The organism is Streptomyces sp. NPDC006296 (assembly GCF_040613235.1).
In the GTDB taxonomy this organism is placed as follows: Bacteria; Actinomycetota; Actinomycetes; order Streptomycetales; family Streptomycetaceae; genus Streptomyces.
In genome coordinates this window covers 148,475-173,367 of sequence record NZ_JBEXRT010000008.1, presented here as the reverse complement: position 1 = coordinate 173,367, position 24,893 = coordinate 148,475, and the positions used below count along the sequence as shown (strand labels likewise).

Sequence of the window (24,893 nt, the reverse complement as noted above, 5' to 3'; positions counted from 1 at the left end):
CATGTGCCATGCCGATGGAAGGCGAGTACGAGCCGAGCCCGACGACGTGGGTCCGTGAGCAGGTCGAACTCATCGAGAGCTCCGGCGGGACCCAGGGCACCACCATGCGGGGCATGCCCGTCATCCTCCTGACGACGCGCGGCGCCAAGAGCGGCAAGCTGCGCAAGACCCCGCTGATGCGGGTCGAGCACGACGGGCAGTACGCCGCGGTGGCCTCGCTCGGCGGCGCTCCCCAGCACCCCGTCTGGTACCACAACGTGCTGGCCGATCCCCATGTGGAGCTGCGGGACGGGACCGTGCTCCAGGACATGACCGCCCGCGAGGTCACGGGCGAGGAGAAGGCCCTGTGGTGGAGCCGGGCGGTCGAGGCGTTCCCCGACTACGCCGACTACCAGAGCAAGACCGACCGGGAGATCCCCGTCTTCGTCCTCTCCGCGGCCGGGGCGAGCTGAGCCGGGGGCCGGGAGGCGGCCGCACGGTCCTCCTCCCGGCCCCCGGGCGTGTCGTTGCGACCGCACGGGGGTGCCCAGGATCGGCAGGGGCCGAGCCGCAGTTATCCATGGCCGCCGCACACTCACCCGAGCCCGGTGTCAGAGCCTCCCGGTAGCGTGCCGGCAACCAGATCTGACGACTCTTCGGGAGACCCGCCGTGGACATCCTGCTCATCGCCGGCCTGTGGCTCGACGGATCCGCCTGGGACGACGTCGTACCCGAACTCACCGCGCTCGGACACCGTCCGGTGCCGGTCACCCTCCCGGGCCAGGGCGACGGCACCGCATCCGCGACGCTCGACGACCAGCGGGAAGCGGTCCTCGCCGCGGTTGACGCGGCGCCCGGAAAGCTTCTGGTGGCAGGGCACTCGGCGGCAGCGACCCTGGCCTGGCTGGCCGCCGACGCGCGACCGGAGAAGGTGGCCAAGGTCGCCCTGATCGGCGGCTTCCCGGCCGCCGACGGCCGGGCCTACGCCGATTTCTTCCCGGTCGAGGACGGCGTCATGCCCTTCCCGGGCTGGGGCCCCTTCGAGGGCGCGGACGCCGCTGACCTGGACCAGCGGGCCCGGGACCGCTTCGCGTCCGCCGCCGTTCCCGTCCCCGAGGCGGTCGCCAGGGGAGTCGTGCGGCTGACCGACGAGCGCCGCTTCGGCGTCCCCGTCGTGGTCGTCTGCCCCGAGTTCGCCCCCGCCCAGGCCGAGGAGTGGATCGCCGCAGGTGAGAGCCCCGAGCTCGCCCGCGCCACTCACCTCGAGTACCTGGACCTCGACTCGGGTCACTGGCCGATGGTCACCCGTCCCCGCGCACTCGCCCGCGTCCTGGCGGAGGCCGCCGACTCCTGATGGCACCGGGTCGGGTGCTCGGACCGCGGCCGGTGGTGCTCCGCCGCCCCGGCGGAGGACCTTCTCGCCCCGGACGCGGACACGCTCCCCGCGTCCGGCGGCGGATGCCGGAGTCCTGCGGCGGACAGGTCGTCCGGCACCACGGGGACCGGGGCGCCGCCCCGGCGGACGGGGTCCGTCGCCGTCCTCACGCCTTGAGCGCCGCGGACCCGGCCGGGCTCTTCGGCGCCCAGCCGGGGGACCCGCCGTGCAGCGCGCCGTAGAAGGGGTCGCCGGGCCCGATCTCGCCCGCCCGGACGGTCGCCCCGGTGAAGGCCGCCTTGTAGAGCGCCGCGACCAGTTCGAGGCTCTTGCGGCCGTCCGCTCCGCTGCTCCGCGGTCTGCGCCCGGCCCTCAGATCCTCCAGGAGACCCCTGAGCTGGGCCTCGTGCGAGCTGGGCACGTCCGCTCCGAAGTTCCGCCAGGCGTCCAGCTCCTCGGAGGGGACCTCCGGGGACGGCGTGATGAACCAGTCCGCGTTGCGGTGCCCGTACAGATGGGTGAGCTCGACCGTGGCCCGCTCGCAGTCGATCCGGATCCGGCTGACCTCGTCCGGACTGAGCACGCTGTTGACCACGGTGGCCAGGGCGCCGTTCTCGAAGCGGACGAGGGCGGTGGAGACGTCCTCCGTCTCCACGTCGTGCACCAGCCGCCCCGCCATCGCCCGGATCTCCGTCCACGGGCCCAGCAGATCCAGCAGCAGATCCATCTGGTGGATGCCGTGCCCCATCGAGGGGCCGCCGCCCTCGCTGCTCCAACTGCCCCGCCACGGAACGGAGTAGTACGCGCGGTCCCGGTACCAGGTGGTCTGGCAGTGAGCCACCAGCGGTCTGCCCATGGCCTGCGCGTCGAGCAGTCCCCGGACGTGCCGCGCACCCGAACCGAAGCGGTGCTGGAACACGATCGCCGCGTACGGGCCGCCCGGCGAACCCTCCGCCGCCTCGATGGCGTCGAAGTCCTCCAGCGAGGGGCAGGGCGGCTTCTCGCACCACACCCACGCCCCGGCGCGCAGTGCGGCGACCGTCTGGTCGCGGTGGAACCGGGGCGGGGTGGCGAGGACGACCAGGTGCGGACGCCGCTCGGCGAGCATCCGGCCGAGGTCGGTGTACGCGTGCGCGATGCCGGCGTCCGAGCAGAACGCGTCGACCGCGGCCGCGTCCACGTCGACCGCGGCGACGATCTCCAACGGCTGCCCGGCGGCGAGCGAGGTCAGTGCGGGCAGATGGCTGCCCCGCGCGATGCCGCCCGTGCCCACGATCGCGACCCGCACCGGCTCCGGGCGGGAGGGATTGCTGGTCGTGACGAACACCCCTTCAGGCGCAGATGCGGGCGCCCGCCGGAGGGCAAGCGCTTTCGCCCCGGGAACCTAGGCTCCGCGCCCGAGTCCGGTCAAGGGGGCCTGGCCGAGGCGTCCGGACCGCAGTGCATATCAGGCCTTGAGCAGGCGGGGCAGCCGGGCGAGCTGAGCCGCCTGCTGGAACGTTCCGCCGCCCTCGTGGTCGTTGTACTCGTACACCTCGATCTCCTTGTCGGCGTGCGCGTAGGCGTTGTACGCGGCGAACACCGACGAGGGCGGGCAGGTCTGGTCCTCCAGGGCCACCGAGAACAGCGCCGGTGCGCCGCCCCGTGCCGCGAAGTGGACCCCGTCGAAGTAGGAGAGGGTCCTGAACGCCCGCTCCGCGCGGCCCCGGTGGGTCTTGAGGTAGTCGGCGATCTCGCGGTACGGCCTGCGGTCGGTCACCCGGGTCGCCCGGGGGAAGTCGCAGAGGAACGGGACGTCGGGGGCGAGAGCCGCCAGATCGGGGATCAGCCCTCCGGCCGCCAGGGCGAGCCCGCCGCCCTGGCTCACCCCGATCGCCGCGGTGCGGGACGCGTCGGCCAGCGGATGGGAGCGTGCCGCCTCCACCGCGCGCACCGCGTCCGTGATCACCCGGCGGTAGTAGTACCCGGCCGGGTCCTCTATGCCCCGGGTCATGAATCCGGCCAGGGAGGGGCCGGAGCCGACCGGGTCGGCGGTGTCGCCCGGGGCCCATCCGCTGCCCTGGCCCCGGGTGTCCATCACGAAGTGGGCCAGGCCGGCCGAGGCCCAGAGCAGGTGGGCGTGCGGCAGGCTGCGTCCCCCGCCGTACCCGATGAACTCCACGAGCACCGGGAGAGGTTCGGTCGTTCCCGCCGGTACGACGAACCAGCCTTTGACGGGATGGCCGCCGAAGCCGGCGAACGTCACGTCGTACACGTCGACGGTGGTGAGCCCCAGGTCCGCGCACAGTTCGAAGCGGGCGTCCAGATCATGGGTCCTCGCCTCGTCGAGGGTCGATGACCAGAACGCGTCGAAGTCCTCGGGCTCCACCGACCGGCTGCGGTACGTGCGGAGTTCATCGAGGGGAAGATCGAACAGAGCCACGGCGGACCGCCTCACTCAGCGAGGGTGAAGGAACGGTCACACCGTACGACGGCCGGTCCGGGCGTCACCATGGGCCCGCCCGGCGGGAGAACGCCCCGCCGGTGCGCCGTCCGGATCCCTGCGGCGGGGCCTCCGGGACCGGCGGACCGCACCGAGCGCGGGCGGACACCCCCGCGGCGCTCGTCCCGGAGGCCGCGGACCGGCGGGACCGGACGGGCGGACCGGGCGCTCCTCCCCGCGGTGGCGCCGGAACGGGTGTGCGCCGGGCCCTGACCGGACGGGGGCGGTGATGTGCTGAACTGTCCGGGAAGCACCGGATACAGGAGTCCCCTTGAACAGCTATCGCCAGCCCGGCCTCGTCCTCACCGACCGCCGGTTCACGGTTCCCCTCGACCACGACCGGCCCGACGGCGAGACGATCGAGCTCTTCGCCCGTGAGGTCGTGGCCGCCGGTCGGCCCACCGACGACCTGCCCTGGCTGGTCTATCTGGAGGGCGGCCCCGGCTTCGGCGCCCGTCGCTTCATCGGCGCGGAGGCCTGGCTCGGGCGCGCGGTGCGCGAATTCCGCGTGCTCCTCCTGGACCAGCGCGGCACCGGCCTGTCCGCACCGGCCAACCGGCAGACGCTGCCGACGCGCGGAGGCCCGCGCGAACAGGCCGATTACCTCGCCCACTTCCGCTCCGACAGCATCGTCCGCGACTGCGAGCTGATCCGCGGCCGGCTCACCGGCGGCGCCCCCTGGACCGTGCTCGGGCAGTCCTTCGGCGGCTTCTGCGCGGTCCACTACCTGTCGGCTGCCCCCGAGGGCCTCGCCGCCGTCCTCATCACCGGCGGTCTGCCCTCGCTCGACGCGCACGCCGACGAGGTCTACCGGGCCGCGTACCCGAGGATCGAGCGCAAGGTCGCCGCGCACTACGCCCGGTACCCGCAGGACGTCGAGCGGGCCCGCGCCATCGCCGGGTACCTCGCCGAGCATCGCCCCGACAGCGCCGGACACACCCTCACGCCGGAGGGCTTCCAGTCCCTCGGCATCATGCTGGGCGGGGGCGGCGGCAGCCACCAGCTGCACTACCTGCTCGAGAACGCCTTCGTCGAGGGCCCGCACGGCACCGAGCTGTCCGACGCCTTCCAGGAGGCCGTCCGCACCGCCACCTCGTTCGCCGGGCACCCGCTGTACGCCCTCCTGCACGAGGCGATCTACGGCCAGGGCGCGCGGCCCACCGACTGGTCCGCCGAACGCGTCCGAGCGGAGTTCCCGCAGTTCGACGCCGCCGCCGCACTCGCGGGCGACGGGCCCGTGCTCTTCACCGGGGAGAGCATCCACCCCTGGCACTTCACCGTGGACCCGGCGCTCCGCCCGCTGCGCGAGACGGCGGAGCTCCTCGCCGCCCGCACCGACTGGCCCGCCCTGTACGACGCCGAGCGGCTCGCGGCCAACGAGGTGCCGGTGGCCGCAGCCGTCTACCACGACGACATGTACGTGGACACCGGCCACGCCCTGCGCACCGCGTCCTCGATCCGCGGACTGCGCACCTGGGTCACCAGCGAGTACGAGCATGACGGTGTCCGCGCGGGCGGACCGCACGTACTGGACCGGCTGCTCGCCCTGGTGCGGGGCGAGGCCGACCGCTGACCGTCAGCCCCGCAGGGCGTCCAGCGTGGCGTCGAGACCGGCCGTCCCCTGCGGGGCGCGGTTGTGCGGGAGCCTGCCGAGGGCGGCCGCCATCCCGCAGCTGTCCGTGACGGCGGAGAACACGAGGCCGGCGCCGATGCCCGCCGACAGCCAGCGTGCCGCCGGGAGGCGCCGGCCCGCCAGCAGGCCGGCCACCACCAGCGAACCGGCGGCGAGGCGCACCTGGCGCTCCATCGGCCAGACGGCCCGGGCGCCCGCCGGCCGGTCCAACTCGTGCCCGGCGCCCTCCCAGGCGGAGGTGCCCCCGGTCAGGGCGGCGGCGTCGACGTCCGCCCCGGCGAGGATCTCGCAGGCCCGCGAGGACCTGACGCCGGAGGCGCACACCACCAGCAGCGAGCCGCGGGCCGCCGCGGACTTCAGGGCGGGGAGGGCCTCGGCGAGCCGGTCGAGCGGGATGTTCAGGGCGCCGGGCACGTGCCCGGACGCGTACTCGCCGGGGGCCCGCACGTCGATGACGGTGAACTCCTCCAGACGTGCGGCGGCCTCGGAGGGGGACAGGGCGGTGGTGCTGATCACGAGCGGGGGTCCTTTCGGTCGCCGGAACGGTGCGGTCCGGGGCGCCCGCTGCCGCGGGCCCCGGTCGGCCAACAATACCGGAGGGGGTATATCGGCCGTCGGTCCCGTCCGGTCCCGCGTCTCCCAGCCCCTGCCCCGAACCCCTTCCGCCATGCCTGCGCCCGGCCCCGCGCCTGCGGTGCGCGGCGCGGACCGGAACGCCGCCCTCCGTGCCGTGTGCACGTGAACGGCCCCGCCGTGCCGCCGGCTGCCGCAACCGTCGTCGCGCGTCCACCGGGGAGCGCGGGACAGCCCTTAGCCTGCTGCGCATGACACAGCAGTTGGAGCCCATGCCCACGGACTGGCGCCGCGCGCTCGCCGTGGTCGCGCACCCCGACGACCTGGAGTACGGCTGCGCCGCGGCCGTCGCCGGCTGGACCGACGAGGGCCGTGAGGTCGGCTACCTCCTCGTGACCCGCGGCGAGGCCGGTATCGACACGATCGCGCCCGCCGACTGCGCGCCGCTGCGGGAGCGGGAGCAGCGGGCGAGCGCCGCGGCCGTCGGCGTCACCTCGGTGGAGTTCCTCGACCACCGGGACGGTGTGATCGAGTACGGCACGGCCCTCCGCCGCGACATCGCCCGCGCCGTCCGCCGCCACCGGCCCGAGCTCATCATCACCCTCAACCACCGCGACACCTGGGGCGGGACGGCGTGGAACTCCCCGGACCACCGCGCGGTCGGCCGGGCCGCGCTCGACGCGGCGGGGGACGCGGGCAACCGCTGGATCTTCCCCGAGCCGGGGCTCGACCCGTGGGACGGGGTGCGCTGGGTCGCGGTGGCCGGCACGGACCGGCCCACGCACGCGGTCGACGCGGCGCCGGGGTTCGAGCGGTCGGTGCGGTCGCTGCTGGCCCACCGCAGCTACATCGAGGTGCTGACGGACGAGGAGCCGGAGGCGTACTGCCGCAGGTTCCTCACCGGCACCGCGTCCGCCGCCGCCGAGCGCTTCGGCGGGCGCCCGGCCGTCGCCTTCGAGCTCTTCGCGCGCTGAACCGAGCCGCACCGGCGCCGCCCCGTGTCCTGCGTGCCGACCTGGGGCCGCCCCCGGGTCGCCCCCGCGCCGGCCCGGCGCCGCCGGAGGGGCCGGGCCGGGGCCCCGGGACTCGCACCGATTGACAAACGGGATTGCTGATTCTGCAATGGGTGCCATGACCGAACAGAAGCAGGACGACCCTGAACTCGACGCCGTGCTCACCGGGGTCGGTCCGCGGCTGCGGCGGCTCCGCAAGGACCGGGGGGTGACCCTCGCGGCGCTCTCCGAGGTGACCGGGATCTCCGTCTCCACCCTGTCCCGGCTGGAGTCCGGCGGGCGCCGTCCCAGCCTGGAGCTGCTGCTGCCCATCGCCCGGGCCCACGAGGTGCCGCTCGACGACCTCGTCGGGGCGCCGCCGGTGAGTGACCCGCGGGTCAAGGCGAAGCCCATCGTGTACGGCTCGAAGACCTTCCTGCCGCTCACCTCCCGGCCCGGGGGTCTCCAGGCGTACAAGGTCGTCCAGGACGTGCCCTGCACCGAGAGCGCCGAGCAGCGCACCCACGAGGGGTACGAGTGGGTGTACGTGCTCAACGGGCGGCTGCGCCTCAAGCTCGCCGAGCACGATCTCGTCCTCGCCCCCGGCGAGGCCGCCGAGTTCGACACCAGGCTCCCGCACTGGTTCGGCCCCGCGGGCGACGAGCCGGTCGAGTTCCTGAGCCTCTTCGGACCGCAGGGTGAGCGCATGCACGTCAGGGCCCGGCCGAAGCGCTCGTGAACCGGGTCCGGCCGGTGGGTGCGGGGTGTTCCCAGAGGGGCAAGCGACCGCTTAGTATGCGCCGGAGCAGTGGTATTGCCGACAGTGTTGTGGAGGCCCCTCATGCAGGCATGGCGAGTGCACCGGAACGGCGAGCCGGGCGAGGTGATGGAGCTCGGGGAGACGGACCGGCCGGTCCCCGGGGACGGGCAGGCGCTGATCACGGTGCGCGCCGCGAACATCAACTTCCCCGACGCGCTGCTCTGCCGCGGCCAGTACCAGGTGAGGCCCCCGCTGCCCTTCACCCCCGGGGTGGAGGTCTGCGGCGAGACACAGGACGGACGCCGGGTGCTCGCCACCCCCGCCCTCCCGCACGGCGGCTTCGCCGAGTACGTCGTGGCGGACGAGGCGGCCCTGCTGCCGGCCCCCGACGCGCTGGACGACGCCGAGGCCGCCGCACTGCACATCGGCTACCAGACCGGCTGGTTCGGACTGCACCGGCGCGCCCGGCTGCAGGCGGGGGAGACGCTGCTGGTCCACGCGGCGGCGGGCGGCGTGGGCAGCGCCGCCGTCCAGCTCGGCAAGGCCGCGGGCGCCACGGTCATCGGAGTCGTCGGCGGGCCCGAGAAGGCCGCCGTCGCCCGCAGCCTCGGATGCGACCTGGTCGTCGACCGACGCAGCGAGGACATCGTCGCGGTGGTCAAGGAGGCCACCGCGGGACGGGGCGCGGACGTCGTCTACGACCCGGTCGGCGGCGACGCCTACGCCAAGTCCGTCAAGTGCATCGCCTTCGAGGGCCGTGTGGTCGTCGTCGGCTTCGCGAGCGGCGTCGTCCCCACCCCGGCGCTCAACCACGCGCTGGTCAAGAACTACTCGGTCGTCGGACTGCACTGGGGCCTCTACAACACCAAGGACCCCGCCGCCGTCCGCGCCTGCCACGACGAGCTCTCCGCACTCGCCGCGCAGGGCGTCGTCAAGCCGCTGATCAGCGAGCGCGTCCCGATGGCCGACGCGGCCCGGGCCGTCCAGCGGGTCGCCGACGGCACCAGCACCGGCCGTATCGTCGTCCTGCCGTCGGGAGGCGACCGATGAGCACCGCCCCCGACGCCTCGCAGATCCGCCGGCTGACCCGTGAGCTGCTGGCCGCCCACCCGCCGGCCACCACCGGCCGGACCGACTTCCTCAGGGCGCGCTTCGACGCGGGCCTGGCCTGGGTGCACTACCCCGTCGGGCTCGGCGGTCTCGACGCGCCGCGCTCCCTGCAACCGGTCGTCGACGACGCGCTCACCGCCGCCGGAGCCCCCGACAACGATCCTCGCCGCATCGGCATCGGCCTCGGCATGGCCGCCCCGACGATCCTCGGCTACGGCACCGAGGAGCAGAAGCAGCGCTTCCTGAGGCCGCTGTGGACCGGCGACGAGGTGTGGTGCCAGCTCTTCAGCGAGCCCGGCGCCGGGTCCGACCTCGCCGCGCTCGGCACCCGCGCGGTCAGGGACGGGGAGGACTGGGTGGTCGACGGCCAGAAGGTCTGGACGTCCAGCGCCCATCTGGCCCGCTGGGCGATCCTGATCGCCCGCACCGACCCGGACGTCCCCAAGCACCGCGGCATCAGCTACTTCGTCTGCGACATGACCGACCCCGGCGTGGAGGTGCGGCCGCTCCGGCAGATCACCGGCGAGGCCGAGTTCAACGAGGTCTTCCTCACCGGGGTGCGCATCCCGGACAGCAGGCGCCTCGGCCCGGTCGGTGACGGCTGGAAGGTCGCACAGACCACCCTCATGAACGAGCGCGTCTCGATCGGCGGAGCCCGCATCCCCCGCGAGGGCGGCATGATCGGCACCGTCGCGAAGACCTGGCGCGAACGGCCCGGCCTGCGCACCCACGACCTCCACCAGCGGCTGCTCACCCTGTGGGTCGAGGCCGAGGTCGCCCGCCTGACCGGCGAACGGCTGCGCCAGCAGCTCGTCGCGGGGCAGCCGGGCCCGGAGGGCTCGGGCATGAAGCTCGCGTTCGCCCGGCTCAACCAGGAGATCAGCGGGCTGGAGGTGGAGCTCCTCGGCGACGAGGGCCTGCTGTACGAGGACTGGACCATGCGCCGCCCGGAGCTCGTCGACTTCACCGGACGGGACGCCGGCTACCGCTACCTGCGGTCCAAGGGCAACTCCATCGAGGGCGGCACGAGCGAGGTCCTGCTGAACATCGTCGCCGAACGCGTCCTCGGCCTGCCCGCGGAACCCCGCAACGACAAGGACGTCGCCTGGAAGGACCTCGCCCGATGACCGAGCAGACCCGAGCCGACCGGACCCCCGACCTGCTCTACTCGGAAGCCGAGGACGACCTGCGGTCCGCGGTGCGTGCCCTGCTGGCCGACCGTGCCGCCGCACCGGACGTGATCGCCCGCACGGAGTCCGGCACGCCCTACGACCCGCGGCTGTGGGAGTCGCTGTCCGCCGGGATCGGCGCGGCGGGGCTGCTGGTCCCGGAGGAGCTGGGCGGCCAGGGCGCCACCCACCGCGAGGCGGCGGTGGTCCTGGAGGAACTCGGGCGCAGCGTCGCCCCGGCCCCGTACCTGACCAGCGCCGTGGTCGCCACCGAGATCCTGCTCGCGCTGGCGGCCGACGGAGGCCCGGCCGCCGTGCTCCTCGGGGAGCTCGCCTCGGGCGGCAGGGTCGCCGTCCTCGCCCTGCCGTTCACCACGCCGCCCGGTGACGCCGCGGCGATGACCGGCACCCTGGAGAGGACCGTGACCGGCGTCGCCGAGGCCGCCGCGGCCGATGTGCTGCTGGTGCCCACCGCCGACGGCCTGTACGCGGTGGAGACCGGCGGGGACGGCGTCGCCGTACAGCCGCTCGTCCCGCTGGACCTGACCCGCCCGGTGGCCACGGTCACCCTCACCGGCGCGGCCGGCACCCGCCTCGCGGATGCGGGTCCCGCGGCCGACGCGGTGGGCCGGGGGCTGCTGGCCGGCGCCGGACTGCTGGCCTCCGAGCAGCTCGGGCTGGCCGAGTGGTGCCTGACCGAGACCGTCCGGTACACCCGCGAACGCCACCAGTTCAACCGGCCGGTGGGCTCGTTCCAGGCGCTCAAGCACCGCATGGCCCAGCTCTGGCTGGAGCTCGTCTCGGCACGCGCCGCCGCCCGCAACGCCGCCGACGCCCTGGCGACCGGCAGCCCCGACGCCCCGCTCGCGGTCGCCGTGGCGCAGGCCTACTGCTCCGGGGCCGCCGTGCGCGCGGCCGAGGAGTGCGTCCAGCTGCACGGCGGGATCGGGATGACGTGGGAGCACCCCGCGCACCTGTATCTGAAGCGGGCCAAGGCGGACTCCCTCGCCTACGGCACCGCGGGACGCCACCGCGCTTCGGTGGCCGCGCTGGTGGAGCTCCCGGCCCCGTAGCGGGGACGCGGTGCGGGGCCGGGGCATCCGTCCGGGCCCCGCCCCGCGCCGTCCGGGAGGCGGACCGGGAGAACGGCGGGCGCAGCGCAGCCGACGCGCGGGCGACGGGATGCTCAACTCTTGGCAGGTACCTGCCTATAGAGGGCTTCCGCCGCCCATACTCAGGGCGTCCCCACGCCCGCTCTGCCCGCCCGAACGCCTCAGGGAGACCCCATGGCACACCTGACCCGTCGCAGAGTCGTCACCACCGCCCTCGCCACCGCGGCCGCGGGCGCCCTCGTCCCGGCACGGGCCGCCGCCGCGACGCCCGCCGCCCGTCCGCACGGTCCCCGTCCGCTGGCCCGCGCCCACGCGCACAACGACTACCTGCACCCGCGCCCCCTGCACGACGCGCTCGCCCACGGCTTCACCAGCGTCGAGGCGGACGTCTTCCTCGTCGACGGCGAACTCCTCGTCGCCCACGAGGCCGAGAGCCTCGACCCCGCGCGCACCCTGGTCTCGCTCTACCTCGACCCGCTGCTCGCCCGGATCCGCGCCCACCACGGCTCCGTGTACGCGGGGCACCCCGGCCCGCTGCACCTGCTGATCGACCTCAAGACCGACGGCGCCGCCGCCTACCTCGCGCTCGACCGTGTGCTCCGCCGCTACCGCTCCGTCCTCAGCCGGTCCGTCCACGGGAGGGTCCGCCCCGGCGCGGTCACCTGCGTCATCTCCGGAGACCGGGCCGCCCGCCTCCCGATGGAGGCGCAGACCACCCGGTACGCCTTCTACGACGGCCGGCCCGAGGACCTCGGAACCGGCGTGCCCGCCTCCTTCATGCCGCTCGTCAGCGGGAACTGGACCACGAGCTTCGGCTGGCAGGGGACCGGCCCGTTCCCCGCCGCCGAGCGGGACCGGCTGCGCACCTTCGTCTCGGCGGCCCACGCCCACGGGCAGCGGGTCCGCTTCTGGGCCACGCCGGACACCGCCGGCCCGGCCCGCGACGCGGTCTGGGCCGAGCTCGTCGCCGCGGACGTCGACCACCTCAACACCGACGATCTGGCCGGCCTCGAAGCCTTCCTCCGCCGACGCCCGGCCCTCGCCCGCGTCGGCGGCTGACCCGGAGCACCCCCGTCAGCGGTCACCGTGCGTGACCGCCCGTTCGGCGGACACGCCAGTGCGCCGAACGGCCTCCCCGCTGCGCCACACTGGCCGCCGAAGGCCGCCGATCCGGCGCGGCGGAGGAGGTTGGCGATGGCCGTTTCGATCTCAGTGGTGCTGCTCCTGCTGGTCCTCGCAGTGATCTTCCTGCGCAACGGCGGTCTCAAGCTCTCGCACGCGATCGTGTGCGGACTGCTGGGCTTCCTCCTCGCGGGCACCAGCATGGCGCCCACCATCCACGAGGGGATCACCGCCACCGCGGACGTCGTCAGCGGCCTCAGGCCCTGAGGGCGCGGGTGCCCACGGGACCGCGGAGAACCGGTCCGATCACGGCACCGCGGCCCGCGGCACCCCACCGGGGCGATACGGTCGACGGGGGCGCTCCGCGCGCTCCGTGTCGACAGGGCCCGGACCGCACCGGTCCGGGCCACGCACCTGGAGAACGCACGCATGTCCTTCCCTCACCCCGGGCGGCAGTCGGGCGCCGCGCACCACGAGTACTGCAACAACGCCCTGTGCTGCCGCTGCCAGCAGCGGCAGTGGACGACGAAGCTCGGCGACGAACGCCTGTGCGGCCCCTGCGCCGCCTGCTGCCGGGACTGCGGACGCGCACCCGCACCCCACCTGGACGGGCTCGACGACGGGCTCTGCGCGGAGTGCCGCGGCCGGTGCGGCCGGTGCCAGAGCGCGCTGCCCGCCGAGGGCCCCTGCCCCTGCCGCAGATGGCGCGAGCGCGCGGCGGGCGATCCGGTCGCCTACATCCTGCAGGCGCTTCCGCAACCGCTGGTCCAGGCACTCGCCCACCGCCACCCCCGCACGGTGCACGACCTGATCCACCAGGAACTCGCCCGGCGCACCCCCGACCAGCTCCTGGAACGGCTCGAACGCCGCTGGAACGTCCGCTGGTCCCACGCCCTCCACGAGAAGGACGAGGACGGCCGGCGCCGCTGGGCCCCCCAGGAGATCGCCGAGGCGCTCGTCAGCCCCGGCCACTGCGCGAACCCCCAGTGCGAGGACGGCTACCTGCTGACCACCGACACGCCCTGCGGCCAGTGCCTGCGCCCGACCCACCGCTTCGTCACCTCGGTGGCCGACCGCACGGCGACCTCGGACCACGCCCGTGCGACCGCCGCGCAGATCCGGCGCGCACTCGTCGAGGGCCGCTCCACCAAGCCGGGCGGCCGGCGGCCGGTGAACTGAGCGGCCGGGCCCGCAGCCACCGGCCCGGCGGTTCCCGCCGGTGCCGGAGGCGGCCGGCTGCCTCAGCCCTTGTCCAGCGCCTCCCGGACGAGGGCCGCCCCCACGACGGCCGGATCCCGGTCCTTCACCAGCCGGGCCAGCTCGGCCGACCCGGTGGGCAGCCCGAGTCGTCGCGCGCCGCTGAGCGCCTTCGCACCGAGGTAGGGCGTGGTCCCGGGCCACACCGTCTGCACCTCGCGCAGGAAGATGTCGGCGCCCGCCGGCCCGATCCCGGGAAAGCGGCGGAGCGCCGCCTCCAGGAGGCCGGGGTCACCGCCGGCCTCCCGGCGCAGCCGCCGCAGATCCCCGCCGTACACGTCGAGCAGGAGCAGCGCGCCGTCTCCCAGCTGCGTCGCCGTGCGCTCGTCGTACCGGCGGTAGCCGCCCTCCCCGAGCGCGTCGACGCGCTCCTGCCACGCCGCGTCAGCCATCCGGCGCGGGGTGCTCAGCCGGTGCGCGAACAGTGCCCGCGCGGCCGTCACCGCGATCCCCGCCCGGATCCGCGCGCTCAGCAGATGGCTCAGCACGAGCAGCTGGTACAAGGGCTGCGGAGTGTCCCGCAGCCGGATGCCCGCCTCGGCCGCGTACGTGGTGCCGTGCCGCTCCAGCAACGCGTCCAGGGTCCCGCGACCGCTCATGCGAAACCGAAGATCCGGGCGAGGAAGAAGCCCGCGACGACGACGGACCCGAGCAGCACCAGACCGGCCCAGAGGGCCGGGTGCTCCCAGATCCCGCCGTCGGGCCGCTCGACGTGCGCTTCGCTGATGCAGCCCTCCGCCGGAGGTGTCTCGCCGGGGGGTGTGCGTGAGATAGCCATGCATCCACCATCACTCCAGGCGCCCGGCACCGCGAGGCAGGCGCCGATGGCGGCACGCGTACGTCCGTACGGGCTCCGGCCGTGCGCCGAAGCGCTGCCGCGGCCCGGAACGGGGCACCGTCAAGGAATGCCCGCAGTCTCCGCGCCCGAGCCCGTCGTCAAACTCGTCCAGCGCACCACCGAGCCCGCAGCGGCCCAGACGCTCAGGTCGACGGCCGCGGCCGTCATCGCCTTCGCGGTGGCCCAGTCGGTCCTGCCCGCACCGCACCCCGCGCCCCTCACCGCACCGCTCACCGCCCTGCTCGTCGTCCAGGTCACCCTCTACGCCACGCTCACCACCGGGATCAGGCGGGTCAACGCCGTCGTCGTGGGAGTGCTGATCGCCAGCGGATTCAGCTCCCTCGTCGGGCTGAGCTGGTGGACCCTCGGGCTCACGATCTTCACCTCCCTGCTGATCGGACGGGTGGTGCGGGTCAACGAGTTCGTGCCCGAGGTGGCCATCAGCGCGATGCTCGTCCTCGGCGTCGCCCAGGTCGCCGACACGGCCTGGGAACGCGTCCTGGAGACGCTGATCGGGGCCGGGGTCGGCCTGCTCTTCAACCTCCTGCTGGCACCGCCCGTCTGGGTCGAGTCGGCGGGCGTGTCGATCGGCGGCCTGGGGGAGCGGATGGGCACCATGTTCCGCGCGCTGGGCGAGGAGATCGGCGGCAACCACCCGGTACGGGAGGCCGCCGCGCGTCTGCACGAGGCGCGCCGCCTGGACCACGACATCGTGGAGGTCGACGCCTCCCTGCGGCAGGCCGAGGAGAGCCTGATGCTCAACCCCCGGGTCAGGGAGGGACTGCTCCACCGGGTCGTCCTGCGGACCGGACTCGACACGCTGGAGATCTGCGCCGTGGTGCTGCGCGTCCTGACCCGGACCCTGACCGACCTCGCCAAGGCGCGGACGGAGGAGGCGCTCTTCCCCGAGGACGTGGCCACCGGTCTCCGGGAGCTCTTCGGCCACATGTCCGACGCGATCGAGGGCTTCGCGCTGATGATCACCACGCCCATGTCCCGGAGCGGGGAGGAGGCGGAGGACCGCCTGGCCGACGCGCTCGCCCGCAGCCGCAGGACGCGCGACCGGGTGGCGGACCTGCTGCTCGAGGACGTCCAGGAGCACACCCGGCAGTGGCAGTTGCACGGTGCGCTGCTGGCCGAGGTCGACCGGATCCTCGACGAACTCGACATCGACAAGCGGACCGAGCGCCTGGGCGAGGAGCTGGACCGCCGTTCCGCGGAGGCGCACGACCGCCACCCGAGGCTCCGGGCGCTGTCCCGCCGGCTGCGCGGGGCGACGTCGGCGCGGCTGCGGGCGGACGGCTGAGGACGTCAGTCCGCGGGGCGCCCGGTGTCCTCGCCGGGCGGTCGGCCGCGGCGGCGGTGGCTGGTGTCGCACCACGGGTACGCCCGGCTCCGCCGGCACAGGCACAGGGCCACCAGGAAGCGGTCGGACACCGCCACGGTGCCGTCCGCGCAGGTGACCTCGACGGGTCCCTCCACGAGCAGCGGCCCGTCGTCACCGAGGCTGATCCTGCGCGGGTGTTCAGAGCCGTTCGGCACGGATCACCACCAGTTCCTCCGCCGTGTCCGCCGCCCCCATCAGCCCGGCGTCCCGGAGCCAACGCAGCCTGGAGCGCAGCACGGGCCCGAGGGGCACGAGGGCGCGGTCACTGACCCGGGCGCGCAGCCCGGCGTCCGAGAGCCGCCGCACCGTGGCCTCGCCGTCGCAGAGGCCGGAGTGCACGAGGAGGAGCCGGCCTCCCGGGCGCAGCGCGGCCGGGGCCGCCTCGCAGACCCGGTCGAGGACCGCCCGGCCGTCGCGACCGGCGTCCCAGGCCCGGGCCGCCCCGTGCCCGGGCAGCCGGTCCAGGGGAGACGGCACGTAGGGCGGGTTGCAGACGACCAGGTCGTAGGACCGCTCGGGCACCGCCGACAGGAGATCGCCGCGCTGCACGGTGATGCGCCGCCGGTGCAGCAACGCGTTGAGCCGGGCGGTCGCCACCGCCCGCCGCGCGACGTCCACGGCCGTCACCCGCGCGCCCAGCAGCGCCGCGTGCAGGGCGAGGGCACCGCTCCCGGTGCCGACGTCCAGCACCTCGGTGCCGGAGCCGATGCCCTCCCGGTTCAGCGCGGCCATGAGCAGGCGGGTGTCGTGCTGGGGCGCGTACACGCCCGGCAGGGTCATCAGGGGGAGACCGGTGCGGCCGGTCCGGGCCGGATCTGCGGACATCTGCGACTCCGTTCGACGCTCCGACGGGGCGGTTCGCGGACGGGGCTGGGGTTCAGACGCCCCAGCCCGCCAGCAGGCGGTCCCCGAGCCTGTCCTCGACGAACGACGTGGCGGTGATGCCGAACGCGATGTCGTCCGCCAACGCGGGTTCGTCGTCGAGCAGACCGCCGACCACGTCGCGCCGCACGACCTGTTCGTGCACCGCGTCGGCCTCGACGTGCTCGGTGTAGAAGAACTCGGCCGCGGGCCCGGCACCGGTGCGCTTCATGGCGTGGGCCAGGCGCCGCGAGGCGGGGGAGGAGGTGATCTCCACGGCGGCGAAGTGGCCCACCAGCGCCCCGCGAAGCCGGCGGTGCAGCCCGAACAGCGACATGAGGTTCACCAGGGCCAGCATGGCGGCGCAGCCCTGGTCCAGGTAGCGGCCGTACGCGGAGTCCAGGCCCAGGTCCGCCATGAGGCCGGCGTACAGCCGGGCGTGGACACGCTCCGCCCGGCCGGCACCGAACTCGTCGTACTCGATCGCCGCCATGCCCGCCTTCGCCCGCCCGCCGAGCCGGGGCAGTACCCAGGCGTGCGGGTCGGCCTCCTTGAGGTGGTAGAGCGAACGCTGCACCGCGTAGTCCCGCAGGTGACGCAGCTCGCCGCGGTCCTGGAGGAACCAGGAGACGCCGGAGCCGCGGACCGGTTCGACCAGGAGACCGCCCAGGACGGCGTCCAGGTCGCCGGCCGCGGGGACGTCCTGCCGCAGGGCCGTCAGGAAGCGGTCCTCCAGCGCGCCCCGGACCGCCAGCAGCGGCGGGTCCCATTCGAGCTCGGGACGCACACCGGCGAAACCGCGGTAGTGCAGCTCGTAGCAGACGTACAGGGCGAGCTGCAGATCGTCGCCGTAGGGATCGGCGTCCCGGGCGGCGTCCGGGTCCGGCAGGGCTCCCTCGTCCCGCAGGCGGGCGATCACACCGGCGGACAGGACCCCGCGTGGGCGGGGGAGAGCGGGTGCTGCGCGGTGGGGTGACATGGTCCTCCCTCCGCCCCGGCGGGTCCCGGGGCCACCTGGGCAACCGTGATCGACTCTACGCCGGACCCCGGTGACCGGCCTGTCCTGGCCGGGCCGAGGCTCCGGCCTGCGCCGCGCCGGGCCCGCTGCCGGCGGGGCCCGGCCCGGTCACCCCCGCGTCCACTCCAGGAGCCGTTCCCGGGTCCACGAGGTGACGACACGGTCCACGGGGACGCCGCACTCCTCGGCCCGCGCGCAGCCGTAGAGCTGCCAGTCCAGCTGCCCCGGAGCGTGCGCGTCGGTGTCGATCGAGAGGAGGGCCCCCGATGCCACCGCCTTCCGGAGCAGCGCGCGCGGCGGATCGAGCCGTTCCGGACGGCAGTTGATCTCCACGGCCGTCCCCGCCTGGGCGCACGCCGCGAAGACCCGGTCGGCGTCGAACACGGACTGCGGCCGCTTCCGCCCGCCCACCAGCCTCCCCGTGCAGTGCCCCAGGATGTCCGCGTGCGGATCGCGGACGGCCGTCAGCATGCGCTCGGTCATCGCTGCGGCGTCCATGCGCAGCTTCGAGTGGACGGAGACGACCACCACGTCGAGCCGGTCCAGCACCTCGGGGTCCTGGTCCAGCGAGCCGTCGTCCAGGATGTCGCACTCGATCCCGGTGAGCAGCCGGAAGGGCGCCCACCGCTCGTTGAGTTCGGCCACCACGGCCAGTTGTTCGAGGAGACGCCGGGTCGACAGCCCGTTGGCGACGGTCAGCCGCGGGGAGTGGTCGGTGAGCACCGCCCACTCGTGCCCCAGCTCCTGTGCCGTCCGGCCCATCTCCGCGATCGGGCTGCCCCCGTCCGACCAGTCCGAGTGCAGGTGACAGTCCCCCCGCAGGGCGGCGCGCAGCGTCTCGCCTCCCGTGGCCAGTGGCGCCGTGGCCTCCTGCTCCAGCGCTTCGAGATAACCGGGCGTCGCGCCCTCCGCCGCCTCCCGGATCACCTTGGCCGTCTTCGGGCCGATGCCGCGCACCGCCTCCAGCGACCCGCGCCTCACCCGGTCGGCGACCTCCGCACCGTCCAGGGAACCGATGACGTCGGCGGCCGTACGGAACGCCTTCACCCGGTAGGTGGCGGCCTGTGAGCGCTCCAGGAGGAACGCGATCCGCCTCAGGGCGTCCACCGGGTCCATCGTCAGGGCCGAGCCGTGTGCTGCGGGTGCCCGTGCGTACGGCGGGCTTCCTTCATCTCGGCCTCGTAGAGGTGGCGCCGCCCGCCCACGAGTTCCTGCCGCACCCGCTTCTCGATCTCGGTGAACGGCCGGTAGTACGTGTCGTCGTACGCCTCGACGAGCTGGAAGGTCCAGCGGCCGGGGACCACGTTGCGGCCCAGGATCTCCCGCTCCACCAGATCGGCGTGCTCCGGGTGCCCACCCATCCGCAGCAGCTCCACCGCCCTGTCGAGCGTCAGGTCCGCGCCGCCCATGAGTTGGTGGAAACCGTAGAGCTGCCCCCGGGCACGCTCCACCTTCTCCAGGGCCTCCGTCAGCGCGCCGAGCGCCTCCACCGTCGTGTCACCGGTCCCCGGCGGCCGTACGTGCTCTTCACCGGGTCGCTCGCTCTCACTCATGCCTACGACTGTGCACGCGGCCCCCTTGCCGCACCGGACCGGAGCGCCGATGGAGTGAGAGCCCCACCTGCCCGGCCCTCTGCCGAGATGCGTCCCAACCGATCCTGTCCAGACTGGATTCCATGGCAGAGAACAGGCCCGCCCGGTCGGGACAGACGGCGAAAAGGGCAGTGAAGAAGTCAGCGAAGAAGGCGGCCCCCCGCCCCTCGGTCCGGCGCGGTCCCGAGCACGCCGCCCGTGCAGCCTGCGAGAGCCTGGAGAGGCTGATCTGCCACGCAGCGGAGGGGGTGTCCGCCGTGAGGCGGAAGGACGACGGATGGTGCGTCGTCGTCGACGTGCTCGAAGTCCCCCGCATCCCGGACACCACGAGCCTGCTCGCCTCCTACGAGGTGCGGATCGACGAGCGGGGCGAACTCACGGAGTACAGCAGGGTCCGCCGGTACCGGCGCGGCTCCGCGGACGAATGACGCGCTCACCCCCATCCGAAAGGACTTTCCATGACCACGACCATGTACGCCGACGAAGTCGTCCCGTGCCCGCCGAGGGCCGGCACGCTCTACGACGTCCTGGAACTCATCCTCGACCGCGGCATGGTCATCGACGTGTTCGTCCGGGTGTCGCTCGTCGGGATCGAGATCCTCAAGATCGACGCGCGCATCGTCGTCGCCAGCGTGGACACCTACCTGCGCTTCGCCGAGGCGTGCAATCGCCTCGACCTGGAACGGGACTCGGGCAGCACCACCGTGCCCGAACTGCTCGGCGGCGGTGTCGCCAAGTCGGTCGGCAAGCGCAAGGTCCGCCGAGCGGCGGAGTCCGTCGGCGACACCGTGCGCAAGGCGGTGGGAGGCGGCGACGACGACGAGGACGACGGCCGGGATGATCGGCCGAAGCGTCGACGGGCACCCGCACGCGACGGCGCGAGCCGACGCCGACGCGTGGATGCGTGAGCCGTGACCGGCAACGGCGTGTACGTCTACGCGATCGTTCCGACGGGTGGGGCGATCCCGGCCGGTACGGCGGGAGTGGGCAGCCCGCCCGCCGCGCTGAGGCTGGTGGTCGAGGGGCGGATCACCGCAGTGGTGAGTGAAGCGCCACCGCAACTGCGCGCCCGAAGACGAGATCTGATGGCCCACCAGGATGTCCTCCTGCGTCTCACGGACACCGGCCCCGTCCTGCCCATGCGCTTCGGAGCGGTCGCACCGGACGACGAGTCGGTACGCGCCCAGCTGGCGGGAGCGCAGGAGGAGCACCTCGCCACGCTGAGCCGTCTGGACGGCGCCGTCGAGTTCAACCTCAAGGCGCTCCCCGCCCAGGACGCGCTCGCTGCCCTCGTCGCCGAGGAGAAGAACGTGCGACGACTGCGCGAGGAGGTCCGCAGGCGCCCTGGATACGAGGCGAACGTCAGGCTCGGTGAGGCCGTGGCCGCCGCCCTGGCGCGCCGTGCGGCCGAGGCGGGGAAGAAGGTCCTCCACAAGCTCACGCCCCTGGCCCATGAGACGGCGACGGGTCCGGACGTCCAGGGATGCGCGCTCAACGTGTCGCTCCTCGTCGACCGGAGCCGGAGCGACGACTTCCGGGCCACCGTGCAGCGGTTCGCCGACACACACCGCGCCCATGTCGAACTCCGGGTGGCCGGGCCGCTGCCCTGCTACAGCTTCGTCTCCTCCCGACCCCTCCGGACACCCGTCGCGGGGGGCTGACATGGGACTGCTCTCCGGCTTGCTCCTGCTGCCCCTCGCACCGGTCCGCGGCGTCATCTGGGTCGCGGAGAAGGCGGAGGACATCGCCGACCGCGAACTCCACGATCCGAGCGTGATCCGGGCGCAGCTCATCGCGCTGAACCAGGAGTTCGAGGACGGCACCGTCGGCCTGGAGGAGTTCGAACGAGAAGAGGAGGAGCTGCTCGACCGGCTGCATGCCGGACGGGTCCGCTCCACGCCGAACCATCGGAGGTGACTCACTCATGGAAGATCAGACGAAGGTGACGCTCGCAGCAGCCGTGGTGGGCGGATACGTACTGGGACGCACGAAGAAGGGCCGTCTCGCGCTCTCCATCGCGACCTATCTGGCGGGCAGGCGCTTCGGCCTCGAACCGCGTCAGATCGCCGCCGAAGGCATGCGCCGACTGGGCGAGATGCCGCAGTTCGCCGAACTGCAGGACCAGTTGAAGGGCGAGGTCCTCGATTCCGGCAGGAAGGCGCTGACGGCCGCGGCGGACCGGGGCATGAACTCGCTGGCCGACGCGCTCAGTGACCGGACCTCCCGGCTCGGCGCGTCCGACGAGGAGTACGAGGAGGACGAGGACGAGGAGGACGAGGGCGAGTACGAGGAGGACGAGCCTGAGTACGAGGACGAGGAGGAACTCGAGGAACTGGACGAGGAGGAAGAGGAGCCGGAGGAAGAAGAGCCGGAGGAAGAAGAGCCGGAGGAAGAAGAGGAAGAGGAGCCTCGACCAGGCCCCCGACGGAGCAGGTCCTCCGGCGGAGAGGCCGGGCGCGGTGCCGGAAGGAGGGCGGCAGCCAAGCAGCCGTCCGCAACGAAGACCGCGGCCAGGAAAGCGCCTGCGAAGAGGGCCGCAGCCGAGAAGGCGGCGGTGAAGAAAGCCGCACCGGCGAAGAAGGCGGCAGCGAAGAAGACCGCACCGGCGAAAAAGGCGGCGGCGAAGAAATCCGCACCGGCGAAGAAGGCCGCGGCGAAGAAGACCGCACCGGCGAAAAAGGCGGCGGCGAAGAAGACCGCACCGGCGAAGAAGGCCGCGGCCAGGAAGGTGCCGGCGAGGAAGTCGCCTGCTCGGACCGCCGCTTCGGCCACGAAGGCGACGTCATCGAAGCGAACCGCGTCCACGCGCGGCGAACGGCGGAGGTAGGCAGCCATGGCCAGGACGGACAAGGGTGAGCCCGAGGCGGGGGAATCGGGTATCGACCGGCTCCGCGAGGAGTTCAGCAATTTTCTGGGGGCGCATACGGAAAAGATCACCCAGAAGGCCGGCGACAAACTGACCGGTCTCACGGGGCAGCTGACCGACATCGCGGAGAACGGCGGTTCACTGGCGTCGGTCGCGTCGCGCGTCATGCAGGGCGAATCCCCGGTGAAGGCCTTCGTCTCGGAGAAGGCCGGGGACGTCAAGGACAAAGTCGTGGACAAGGCGAAGGACGCGTTCGGCGGAGGCAAGGGAAAGAGCCAGTCCGGCGGCGGCAAGTCCATGAACATCATCGAGGTCCTCGACGTGGGGGTGCCCCTGCGCGATGCGTACGATCACTGGACGCGGTACGACAAGTTCGGCAGCTTCACCAAGGGCGTCCAGAGCGTCTCGATGGACGAGGAGATGTCGAGCGACTGGAAGGTCAAGATCGGACCGTCCTCGCGCGGCTTCAAGGCGACGGTCCAGGAGCAGGTGCCCGACGACCGCATCGTCTGGACCTCGGAAGGGGCCAAGGGCTCGACCCGTGGGTGCGTCAGCTTCCATGAACTGGCGCCGAGCCTGACCCGGATCGTTCTGGTGGTGGAGTACTACCCCTCCGGATTCTTCGAGAAGACGGGGAATCTGTGGCGTGTACAGGGCCGTCGTATGCGACTCGACTTCAAACTCTTCCAGCGTTTCGTGACACTCACCGATGAGGAGCCCGAGGGCTGGCGTGGTGAAATCCGCGACGGTGAGGTCGTGGTGACGCACGAAGAGGCCATGGAGAAGGAGGATGACGAGGGCGAGGAGCCCGACGACTCCGAGGACGAGGACGAGGAGAGGTACGAGGACGAGGACGACTCCGACGACGAGTACGACGACGAAGACGAAGCGGAGTCGGAGTACGACGACGAGGCGGAGTCCGACGAAGAGGACGAGGAGGAACCGGAAGAGGAAGAGGAGCCCGAGGAGGACGAAGAAGAGGAAGCCGCCCCCAGGAAGCGACGACGAAGGACGTCAAGGTGACCGATCTCGAATTCAGGCAGGAGGCCCAGCCCATTCCGGGGCCGCCGAACAGCAGCCTCGCCGACATCCTCGAACGCGTCCTCGACAAGGGAATCGTCATCGCCGGTGACATCAAGATCGACCTTCTCGATATCGAGTTGCTCACGATTCGCCTGCGTCTGTTCGTGGCGTCGGTCGACACCGCGAAGAAGGCCGGAATCGACTGGTGGGAGACGGATCCCGCACTGAGTTCGCGCGCCGCCCAGAACTCCCTCCGGGACGAGAACCGCGCACTGCGCGAGCGTCTGGACGCGCTGGAGGCCAGGACGGAAGAGACGTCGGACCACACATGAACAAGGAGGATCGAGCCACATGACGGACCGGGGACCCGAACAGGGCACGGCTGGAAGCGCCCTCTACGTATTCGCCGTGTGCAGGCAGCCCGATCCGTCGGCTCTCACGGGACTGCCGGGTGTCGCGACGGGCGAAGCGCTGCGCCGGCTGCGGTTCGGCGAGTTGACCGCGATCGTCCAGACCGTGCGGGCGGCCGACTTCACGGACGATGCGTGGCAAGCGCGTATGGCGGACCGCGGCGAGCTCGAACGGTACGCGCGCGCACACCACGACGTGGTTGCGGCGGTCGCCGCATCGTGTCCCACGGTGCCTCTCCCGATGGCCACGCTTTACCACGGCGAGGAGCGGGCCCGGCAGGCACTCCTCGACGAGACCGAGCGGTTCCGGACCGTTCTGCGGCGCATCACTGATCACTCCGAGTGGGGAGTGAAGGTCTACGCGGCCGAAGCCGCGGCTTCGGAACCGGCTCGGACCCGCCTCGGCACCCCGGCCCGAGACTCCCTCCCCACCCCGGGAGCGGGACTCGCCTACCTGGAACGAAAGCGGGGAGCACAGGTGCGGCGCGACCGGCGTCACGAGGACTCCCTCCGGCTCGCCGAGACGGTGGACGCCGCGTTCCGGGGCCTCGCCGTCGCGGGACGCAGACTGCGGCTCCACGCTCCTGAGCCGACCGGAACGAGCTGCATCCAGGTACTCAACGCGACCTACCTGGTGGCGGAAGGCCGAGCGGCTGAACTGGAGCCCCTCACCCGTGCGCTGAGGGAGTCGACCGGTGCCCGTGTCGACATCTCGGGCCCCTGGGCGCCGTACTCCTTCGTCGGTGGGGTGGAGTGATGGAACGCGAGGTGGTCCCCTGGGACAACCCCGAACCCCTGCGCGGCCCCATCGGGGTCCCTCTGGTCGACCTGCTGGACCGGGTCCTGGCGACGGGCGTGGTGATCAGCGGTGATCTGGTGATCGCGATCGCGGACGTCCCCCTCGTACGGCTGTCGCTCCACGCCCTGCTCTCCTCCGTGAACGAGCGGGTTCCGGCTCCCTGGGCGGACGGAGGGCCACTGTGAGCAGCTCACGGCTCGATGTCGAACCGGGCGAGCTGGGGCGTGACCTCGTGACCCTGGTGCTGACGGTGGTGGAACTGCTGCGGCAGCTCATGGAGCGGCAGGCGATCCGCCGTATCGACCAGGGGGACCTCACCGACCTCCAGGTGGAGGAGATCGGAACCACGCTCATGATGCTGGACCAGCGAATGGCGGAGCTCTGCGAGCAGCACGGAGTACGTCCCGAAGACCTCAACCTCGACCTCGGACCGCTCGGCTCGCTGCTGCCCCGCGAGTGACGTCCGCCGGCCGTGCGGGTGGACGCGGTCCGGGAATATGATCATATGTGCGAGCATTCTCCGTGCAGAATGCGG

Annotated in this window: 32 protein-coding genes; 22 read left to right on the top strand and 10 right to left on the bottom strand. The window is 73.1% G+C overall.

Annotated features, from left to right (window positions below):
• Nucleotides 1-8: 8 nt before the first annotated feature.
• Together ABZ172_RS08460 and ABZ172_RS08455 are read left to right on the top strand one after the other, a co-directional pair.
• The gene (locus ABZ172_RS08460) at nt 9-452 is read left to right on the top strand and encodes a nitroreductase family deazaflavin-dependent oxidoreductase (protein ID WP_356881503.1); all 444 of its coding nucleotides are present in this window, start codon (nt 9-11) and stop codon (nt 450-452) included.
• Between the two features lie 197 nt (nt 453-649).
• Nucleotides 650-1,333: an alpha/beta hydrolase gene (locus ABZ172_RS08455; RefSeq protein WP_356881501.1), complete on the top strand. Its 684-nt coding sequence runs from the start codon at nt 650-652 to the stop codon at nt 1,331-1,333.
• Nucleotides 1,334-1,520: 187 nt separating this feature from the next.
• Here ABZ172_RS08455 and ABZ172_RS08450 read toward each other — a convergent pair whose 3' ends face one another.
• Together ABZ172_RS08450 and ABZ172_RS08445 are read right to left on the bottom strand one after the other, a co-directional pair.
• Entirely contained in the window at nt 1,521-2,681 is a 1,161-nt protein-coding gene (locus ABZ172_RS08450; protein WP_356881498.1) for a Gfo/Idh/MocA family oxidoreductase, read from the bottom strand.
• 120 nt (nt 2,682-2,801) lie between these two features.
• A complete protein-coding gene (locus tag ABZ172_RS08445; protein WP_356881496.1) occupies nt 2,802-3,776 on the bottom strand; it encodes an acetylxylan esterase in 975 nt (324 codons plus the stop codon).
• A 331-nt stretch (nt 3,777-4,107) separates the two neighbouring features.
• Here ABZ172_RS08445 and ABZ172_RS08440 point away from each other — a divergent pair, with 331 nt between their 5' ends.
• The gene (locus ABZ172_RS08440; RefSeq protein ID WP_356881494.1) at nt 4,108-5,409 is read left to right on the top strand and encodes an alpha/beta fold hydrolase; all 1,302 of its coding nucleotides are present in this window, start codon (nt 4,108-4,110) and stop codon (nt 5,407-5,409) included.
• Nucleotides 5,410-5,412: 3 nt separating this feature from the next.
• Here ABZ172_RS08440 and ABZ172_RS08435 read toward each other — a convergent pair whose 3' ends face one another.
• Nucleotides 5,413-5,985, bottom strand: a complete 573-nt coding sequence (locus ABZ172_RS08435; RefSeq protein ID WP_356881492.1) for a rhodanese-like domain-containing protein — start codon at nt 5,983-5,985, stop codon at nt 5,413-5,415.
• Between the two features lie 308 nt (nt 5,986-6,293).
• Between ABZ172_RS08435 and ABZ172_RS08430 the strand changes: the two genes are divergently transcribed.
• From ABZ172_RS08430 to ABZ172_RS08395, 8 genes are all read left to right on the top strand, one after another.
• Nucleotides 6,294-7,016 (top strand): PIG-L family deacetylase, encoded by a 723-nt coding sequence (locus tag ABZ172_RS08430; protein WP_356881490.1) that lies wholly within the window; start codon nt 6,294-6,296, stop codon nt 7,014-7,016.
• A gap of 157 nt (nt 7,017-7,173) precedes the next feature.
• On the top strand, nt 7,174-7,773 hold the full coding sequence (locus ABZ172_RS08425; protein WP_356881488.1) for an XRE family transcriptional regulator: 600 nt from the start codon (nt 7,174-7,176) through the stop codon (nt 7,771-7,773).
• Nucleotides 7,774-7,875: 102 nt separating this feature from the next.
• Nucleotides 7,876-8,844: an NADPH:quinone oxidoreductase family protein gene (locus ABZ172_RS08420; protein ID WP_356881486.1), complete on the top strand. Its 969-nt coding sequence runs from the start codon at nt 7,876-7,878 to the stop codon at nt 8,842-8,844.
• The gene (locus ABZ172_RS08415; protein ID WP_356881484.1) at nt 8,841-10,031 is read left to right on the top strand and encodes an acyl-CoA dehydrogenase family protein; all 1,191 of its coding nucleotides are present in this window, start codon (nt 8,841-8,843) and stop codon (nt 10,029-10,031) included. Before ABZ172_RS08420 ends, ABZ172_RS08415 begins: the two co-directional genes overlap by 4 nt.
• Nucleotides 10,028-11,146: an acyl-CoA dehydrogenase family protein gene (locus tag ABZ172_RS08410; protein WP_356881482.1), complete on the top strand. Its 1,119-nt coding sequence runs from the start codon at nt 10,028-10,030 to the stop codon at nt 11,144-11,146. Before ABZ172_RS08415 ends, ABZ172_RS08410 begins: the two co-directional genes overlap by 4 nt.
• A gap of 213 nt (nt 11,147-11,359) precedes the next feature.
• Nucleotides 11,360-12,244 carry a phosphatidylinositol-specific phospholipase C/glycerophosphodiester phosphodiesterase family protein gene (locus ABZ172_RS08405; RefSeq protein WP_356881480.1) on the top strand — a complete coding sequence of 295 codons (885 nt, stop codon included), beginning with the start codon at nt 11,360-11,362 and terminating at the stop codon, nt 12,242-12,244.
• A gap of 135 nt (nt 12,245-12,379) precedes the next feature.
• Nucleotides 12,380-12,574: a hypothetical protein gene (locus ABZ172_RS08400; RefSeq protein ID WP_356881478.1), complete on the top strand. Its 195-nt coding sequence runs from the start codon at nt 12,380-12,382 to the stop codon at nt 12,572-12,574.
• Nucleotides 12,575-12,736: 162 nt separating this feature from the next.
• Nucleotides 12,737-13,486 (top strand): hypothetical protein, encoded by a 750-nt coding sequence (locus ABZ172_RS08395; protein ID WP_356881476.1) that lies wholly within the window; start codon nt 12,737-12,739, stop codon nt 13,484-13,486.
• 62 nt (nt 13,487-13,548) lie between these two features.
• Here the strand turns inward: ABZ172_RS08395 and ABZ172_RS08390 are convergent, their stop codons facing one another.
• Together ABZ172_RS08390 and ABZ172_RS08385 are read right to left on the bottom strand one after the other, a co-directional pair.
• The gene (locus ABZ172_RS08390) at nt 13,549-14,163 is read right to left on the bottom strand and encodes an endonuclease (RefSeq protein ID WP_356881474.1); all 615 of its coding nucleotides are present in this window, start codon (nt 14,161-14,163) and stop codon (nt 13,549-13,551) included.
• Complete coding sequence (locus tag ABZ172_RS08385; RefSeq protein ID WP_356881472.1) at nt 14,160-14,342, bottom strand: DUF6480 family protein; 183 nt, start codon at nt 14,340-14,342, stop codon at nt 14,160-14,162. The genes ABZ172_RS08390 and ABZ172_RS08385 overlap by 4 nt, the downstream gene beginning before the upstream one ends.
• A gap of 127 nt (nt 14,343-14,469) precedes the next feature.
• On the opposite strand from ABZ172_RS08385, the gene ABZ172_RS08380 reads away from it, so the two are divergent.
• Nucleotides 14,470-15,708 carry an aromatic acid exporter family protein gene (locus ABZ172_RS08380; protein WP_356881470.1) on the top strand — a complete coding sequence of 413 codons (1,239 nt, stop codon included), beginning with the start codon at nt 14,470-14,472 and terminating at the stop codon, nt 15,706-15,708.
• Between the two features lie 5 nt (nt 15,709-15,713).
• Here the strand turns inward: ABZ172_RS08380 and ABZ172_RS08375 are convergent, their stop codons facing one another.
• The 5 genes from ABZ172_RS08375 to ABZ172_RS08355 all read right to left on the bottom strand — a co-directional run bounded on the left by ABZ172_RS08375 (nt 15,714) and on the right by ABZ172_RS08355 (nt 19,221).
• Nucleotides 15,714-15,944: a CDGSH iron-sulfur domain-containing protein gene (locus ABZ172_RS08375; RefSeq protein ID WP_356881468.1), complete on the bottom strand. Its 231-nt coding sequence runs from the start codon at nt 15,942-15,944 to the stop codon at nt 15,714-15,716.
• On the bottom strand, nt 15,928-16,614 hold the full coding sequence (locus ABZ172_RS08370; RefSeq protein WP_356881466.1) for a HemK2/MTQ2 family protein methyltransferase: 687 nt from the start codon (nt 16,612-16,614) through the stop codon (nt 15,928-15,930). Before ABZ172_RS08370 ends, ABZ172_RS08375 begins: the two co-directional genes overlap by 17 nt.
• 52 nt (nt 16,615-16,666) lie before the next feature.
• Nucleotides 16,667-17,629, bottom strand: coding sequence for an iron-containing redox enzyme family protein (locus ABZ172_RS08365; RefSeq protein ID WP_356881464.1), 963 nt, complete (start codon nt 17,627-17,629; stop codon nt 16,667-16,669).
• Between the two features lie 147 nt (nt 17,630-17,776).
• Nucleotides 17,777-18,784, bottom strand: a complete 1,008-nt coding sequence (locus ABZ172_RS08360) for a PHP domain-containing protein (protein WP_356881462.1) — start codon at nt 18,782-18,784, stop codon at nt 17,777-17,779.
• Between the two features lie 2 nt (nt 18,785-18,786).
• Nucleotides 18,787-19,221, bottom strand: coding sequence for a hypothetical protein (locus ABZ172_RS08355; RefSeq protein ID WP_356881460.1), 435 nt, complete (start codon nt 19,219-19,221; stop codon nt 18,787-18,789).
• A 122-nt stretch (nt 19,222-19,343) separates the two neighbouring features.
• On the opposite strand from ABZ172_RS08355, the gene ABZ172_RS08350 reads away from it, so the two are divergent.
• From ABZ172_RS08350 to ABZ172_RS08305, 10 genes are read left to right on the top strand one after another with little or no spacing between them, the layout of a single operon-like run.
• Nucleotides 19,344-19,688 (top strand): gas vesicle protein, encoded by a 345-nt coding sequence (locus ABZ172_RS08350; protein WP_356881458.1) that lies wholly within the window; start codon nt 19,344-19,346, stop codon nt 19,686-19,688.
• 30 nt (nt 19,689-19,718) lie between these two features.
• Complete coding sequence (gvpJ, locus tag ABZ172_RS08345; RefSeq protein ID WP_356881456.1) at nt 19,719-20,168, top strand: gas vesicle protein GvpJ; 450 nt, start codon at nt 19,719-19,721, stop codon at nt 20,166-20,168.
• Between the two features lie 3 nt (nt 20,169-20,171).
• Nucleotides 20,172-20,921 carry a GvpL/GvpF family gas vesicle protein gene (locus tag ABZ172_RS08340; protein ID WP_356881454.1) on the top strand — a complete coding sequence of 250 codons (750 nt, stop codon included), beginning with the start codon at nt 20,172-20,174 and terminating at the stop codon, nt 20,919-20,921.
• A 1-nt stretch (nt 20,922) separates the two neighbouring features.
• Complete coding sequence (locus ABZ172_RS08335; RefSeq protein ID WP_356881452.1) at nt 20,923-21,177, top strand: gas vesicle protein GvpG; 255 nt, start codon at nt 20,923-20,925, stop codon at nt 21,175-21,177.
• A 7-nt stretch (nt 21,178-21,184) separates the two neighbouring features.
• The gene (locus ABZ172_RS08330; protein ID WP_356881450.1) at nt 21,185-22,087 is read left to right on the top strand and encodes a histone protein; all 903 of its coding nucleotides are present in this window, start codon (nt 21,185-21,187) and stop codon (nt 22,085-22,087) included.
• A 6-nt stretch (nt 22,088-22,093) separates the two neighbouring features.
• Complete coding sequence (locus ABZ172_RS08325; RefSeq protein ID WP_356881448.1) at nt 22,094-23,149, top strand: SRPBCC family protein; 1,056 nt, start codon at nt 22,094-22,096, stop codon at nt 23,147-23,149.
• Nucleotides 23,146-23,481, top strand: coding sequence for a gas vesicle protein (locus ABZ172_RS08320; protein ID WP_356881446.1), 336 nt, complete (start codon nt 23,146-23,148; stop codon nt 23,479-23,481). The genes ABZ172_RS08325 and ABZ172_RS08320 overlap by 4 nt, the downstream gene beginning before the upstream one ends.
• A 19-nt stretch (nt 23,482-23,500) precedes the next feature.
• Nucleotides 23,501-24,316, top strand: coding sequence for a GvpL/GvpF family gas vesicle protein (locus tag ABZ172_RS08315; RefSeq protein WP_356881444.1), 816 nt, complete (start codon nt 23,501-23,503; stop codon nt 24,314-24,316).
• Nucleotides 24,316-24,543, top strand: a complete 228-nt coding sequence (locus ABZ172_RS08310; RefSeq protein WP_147960765.1) for a gas vesicle protein — start codon at nt 24,316-24,318, stop codon at nt 24,541-24,543. The genes ABZ172_RS08315 and ABZ172_RS08310 overlap by 1 nt, the downstream gene beginning before the upstream one ends.
• The gene (locus ABZ172_RS08305) at nt 24,540-24,818 is read left to right on the top strand and encodes a gas vesicle protein K (protein WP_356881443.1); all 279 of its coding nucleotides are present in this window, start codon (nt 24,540-24,542) and stop codon (nt 24,816-24,818) included. The genes ABZ172_RS08310 and ABZ172_RS08305 overlap by 4 nt, the downstream gene beginning before the upstream one ends.
• The last annotated feature ends 75 nt before the right edge of the window (nt 24,819-24,893 follow it).

Coding starts and splice junctions, on each gene's coding strand:
- ABZ172_RS08335 (WP_356881452.1), top strand. CDS start 20,923: ATGGGACTGCTCTCCGGCTTGCTCCTGCTGCCCCTCGCACCGGTCCGC.
- ABZ172_RS08330 (WP_356881450.1), top strand. CDS start 21,185: ATGGAAGATCAGACGAAGGTGACGCTCGCAGCAGCCGTGGTGGGCGGA.
- ABZ172_RS08390 (WP_356881474.1), bottom strand. CDS start 14,163: ATGAGCGGTCGCGGGACCCTGGACGCGTTGCTGGAGCGGCACGGCACC.
- ABZ172_RS08430 (WP_356881490.1), top strand. CDS start 6,294: ATGACACAGCAGTTGGAGCCCATGCCCACGGACTGGCGCCGCGCGCTC.
- ABZ172_RS08460 (WP_356881503.1), top strand. CDS start 9: ATGCCGATGGAAGGCGAGTACGAGCCGAGCCCGACGACGTGGGTCCGT.
- ABZ172_RS08385 (WP_356881472.1), bottom strand. CDS start 14,342: ATGGCTATCTCACGCACACCCCCCGGCGAGACACCTCCGGCGGAGGGC.
- ABZ172_RS08310 (WP_147960765.1), top strand. CDS start 24,316: ATGGAACGCGAGGTGGTCCCCTGGGACAACCCCGAACCCCTGCGCGGC.
- ABZ172_RS08395 (WP_356881476.1), top strand. CDS start 12,737: ATGTCCTTCCCTCACCCCGGGCGGCAGTCGGGCGCCGCGCACCACGAG.
- ABZ172_RS08400 (WP_356881478.1), top strand. CDS start 12,380: ATGGCCGTTTCGATCTCAGTGGTGCTGCTCCTGCTGGTCCTCGCAGTG.
- ABZ172_RS08425 (WP_356881488.1), top strand. CDS start 7,174: ATGACCGAACAGAAGCAGGACGACCCTGAACTCGACGCCGTGCTCACC.
- ABZ172_RS08380 (WP_356881470.1), top strand. CDS start 14,470: ATGCCCGCAGTCTCCGCGCCCGAGCCCGTCGTCAAACTCGTCCAGCGC.
- ABZ172_RS08355 (WP_356881460.1), bottom strand. CDS start 19,221: ATGAGTGAGAGCGAGCGACCCGGTGAAGAGCACGTACGGCCGCCGGGG.
- ABZ172_RS08315 (WP_356881444.1), top strand. CDS start 23,501: ATGACGGACCGGGGACCCGAACAGGGCACGGCTGGAAGCGCCCTCTAC.
- ABZ172_RS08350 (WP_356881458.1), top strand. CDS start 19,344: ATGGCAGAGAACAGGCCCGCCCGGTCGGGACAGACGGCGAAAAGGGCA.
- ABZ172_RS08415 (WP_356881484.1), top strand. CDS start 8,841: ATGAGCACCGCCCCCGACGCCTCGCAGATCCGCCGGCTGACCCGTGAG.
- gvpJ (WP_356881456.1), top strand. CDS start 19,719: ATGACCACGACCATGTACGCCGACGAAGTCGTCCCGTGCCCGCCGAGG.
- ABZ172_RS08420 (WP_356881486.1), top strand. CDS start 7,876: ATGCAGGCATGGCGAGTGCACCGGAACGGCGAGCCGGGCGAGGTGATG.
- ABZ172_RS08405 (WP_356881480.1), top strand. CDS start 11,360: ATGGCACACCTGACCCGTCGCAGAGTCGTCACCACCGCCCTCGCCACC.
- ABZ172_RS08410 (WP_356881482.1), top strand. CDS start 10,028: ATGACCGAGCAGACCCGAGCCGACCGGACCCCCGACCTGCTCTACTCG.
- ABZ172_RS08325 (WP_356881448.1), top strand. CDS start 22,094: ATGGCCAGGACGGACAAGGGTGAGCCCGAGGCGGGGGAATCGGGTATC.
- ABZ172_RS08370 (WP_356881466.1), bottom strand. CDS start 16,614: ATGTCCGCAGATCCGGCCCGGACCGGCCGCACCGGTCTCCCCCTGATG.
- ABZ172_RS08360 (WP_356881462.1), bottom strand. CDS start 18,784: ATGGACCCGGTGGACGCCCTGAGGCGGATCGCGTTCCTCCTGGAGCGC.
- ABZ172_RS08365 (WP_356881464.1), bottom strand. CDS start 17,629: ATGTCACCCCACCGCGCAGCACCCGCTCTCCCCCGCCCACGCGGGGTC.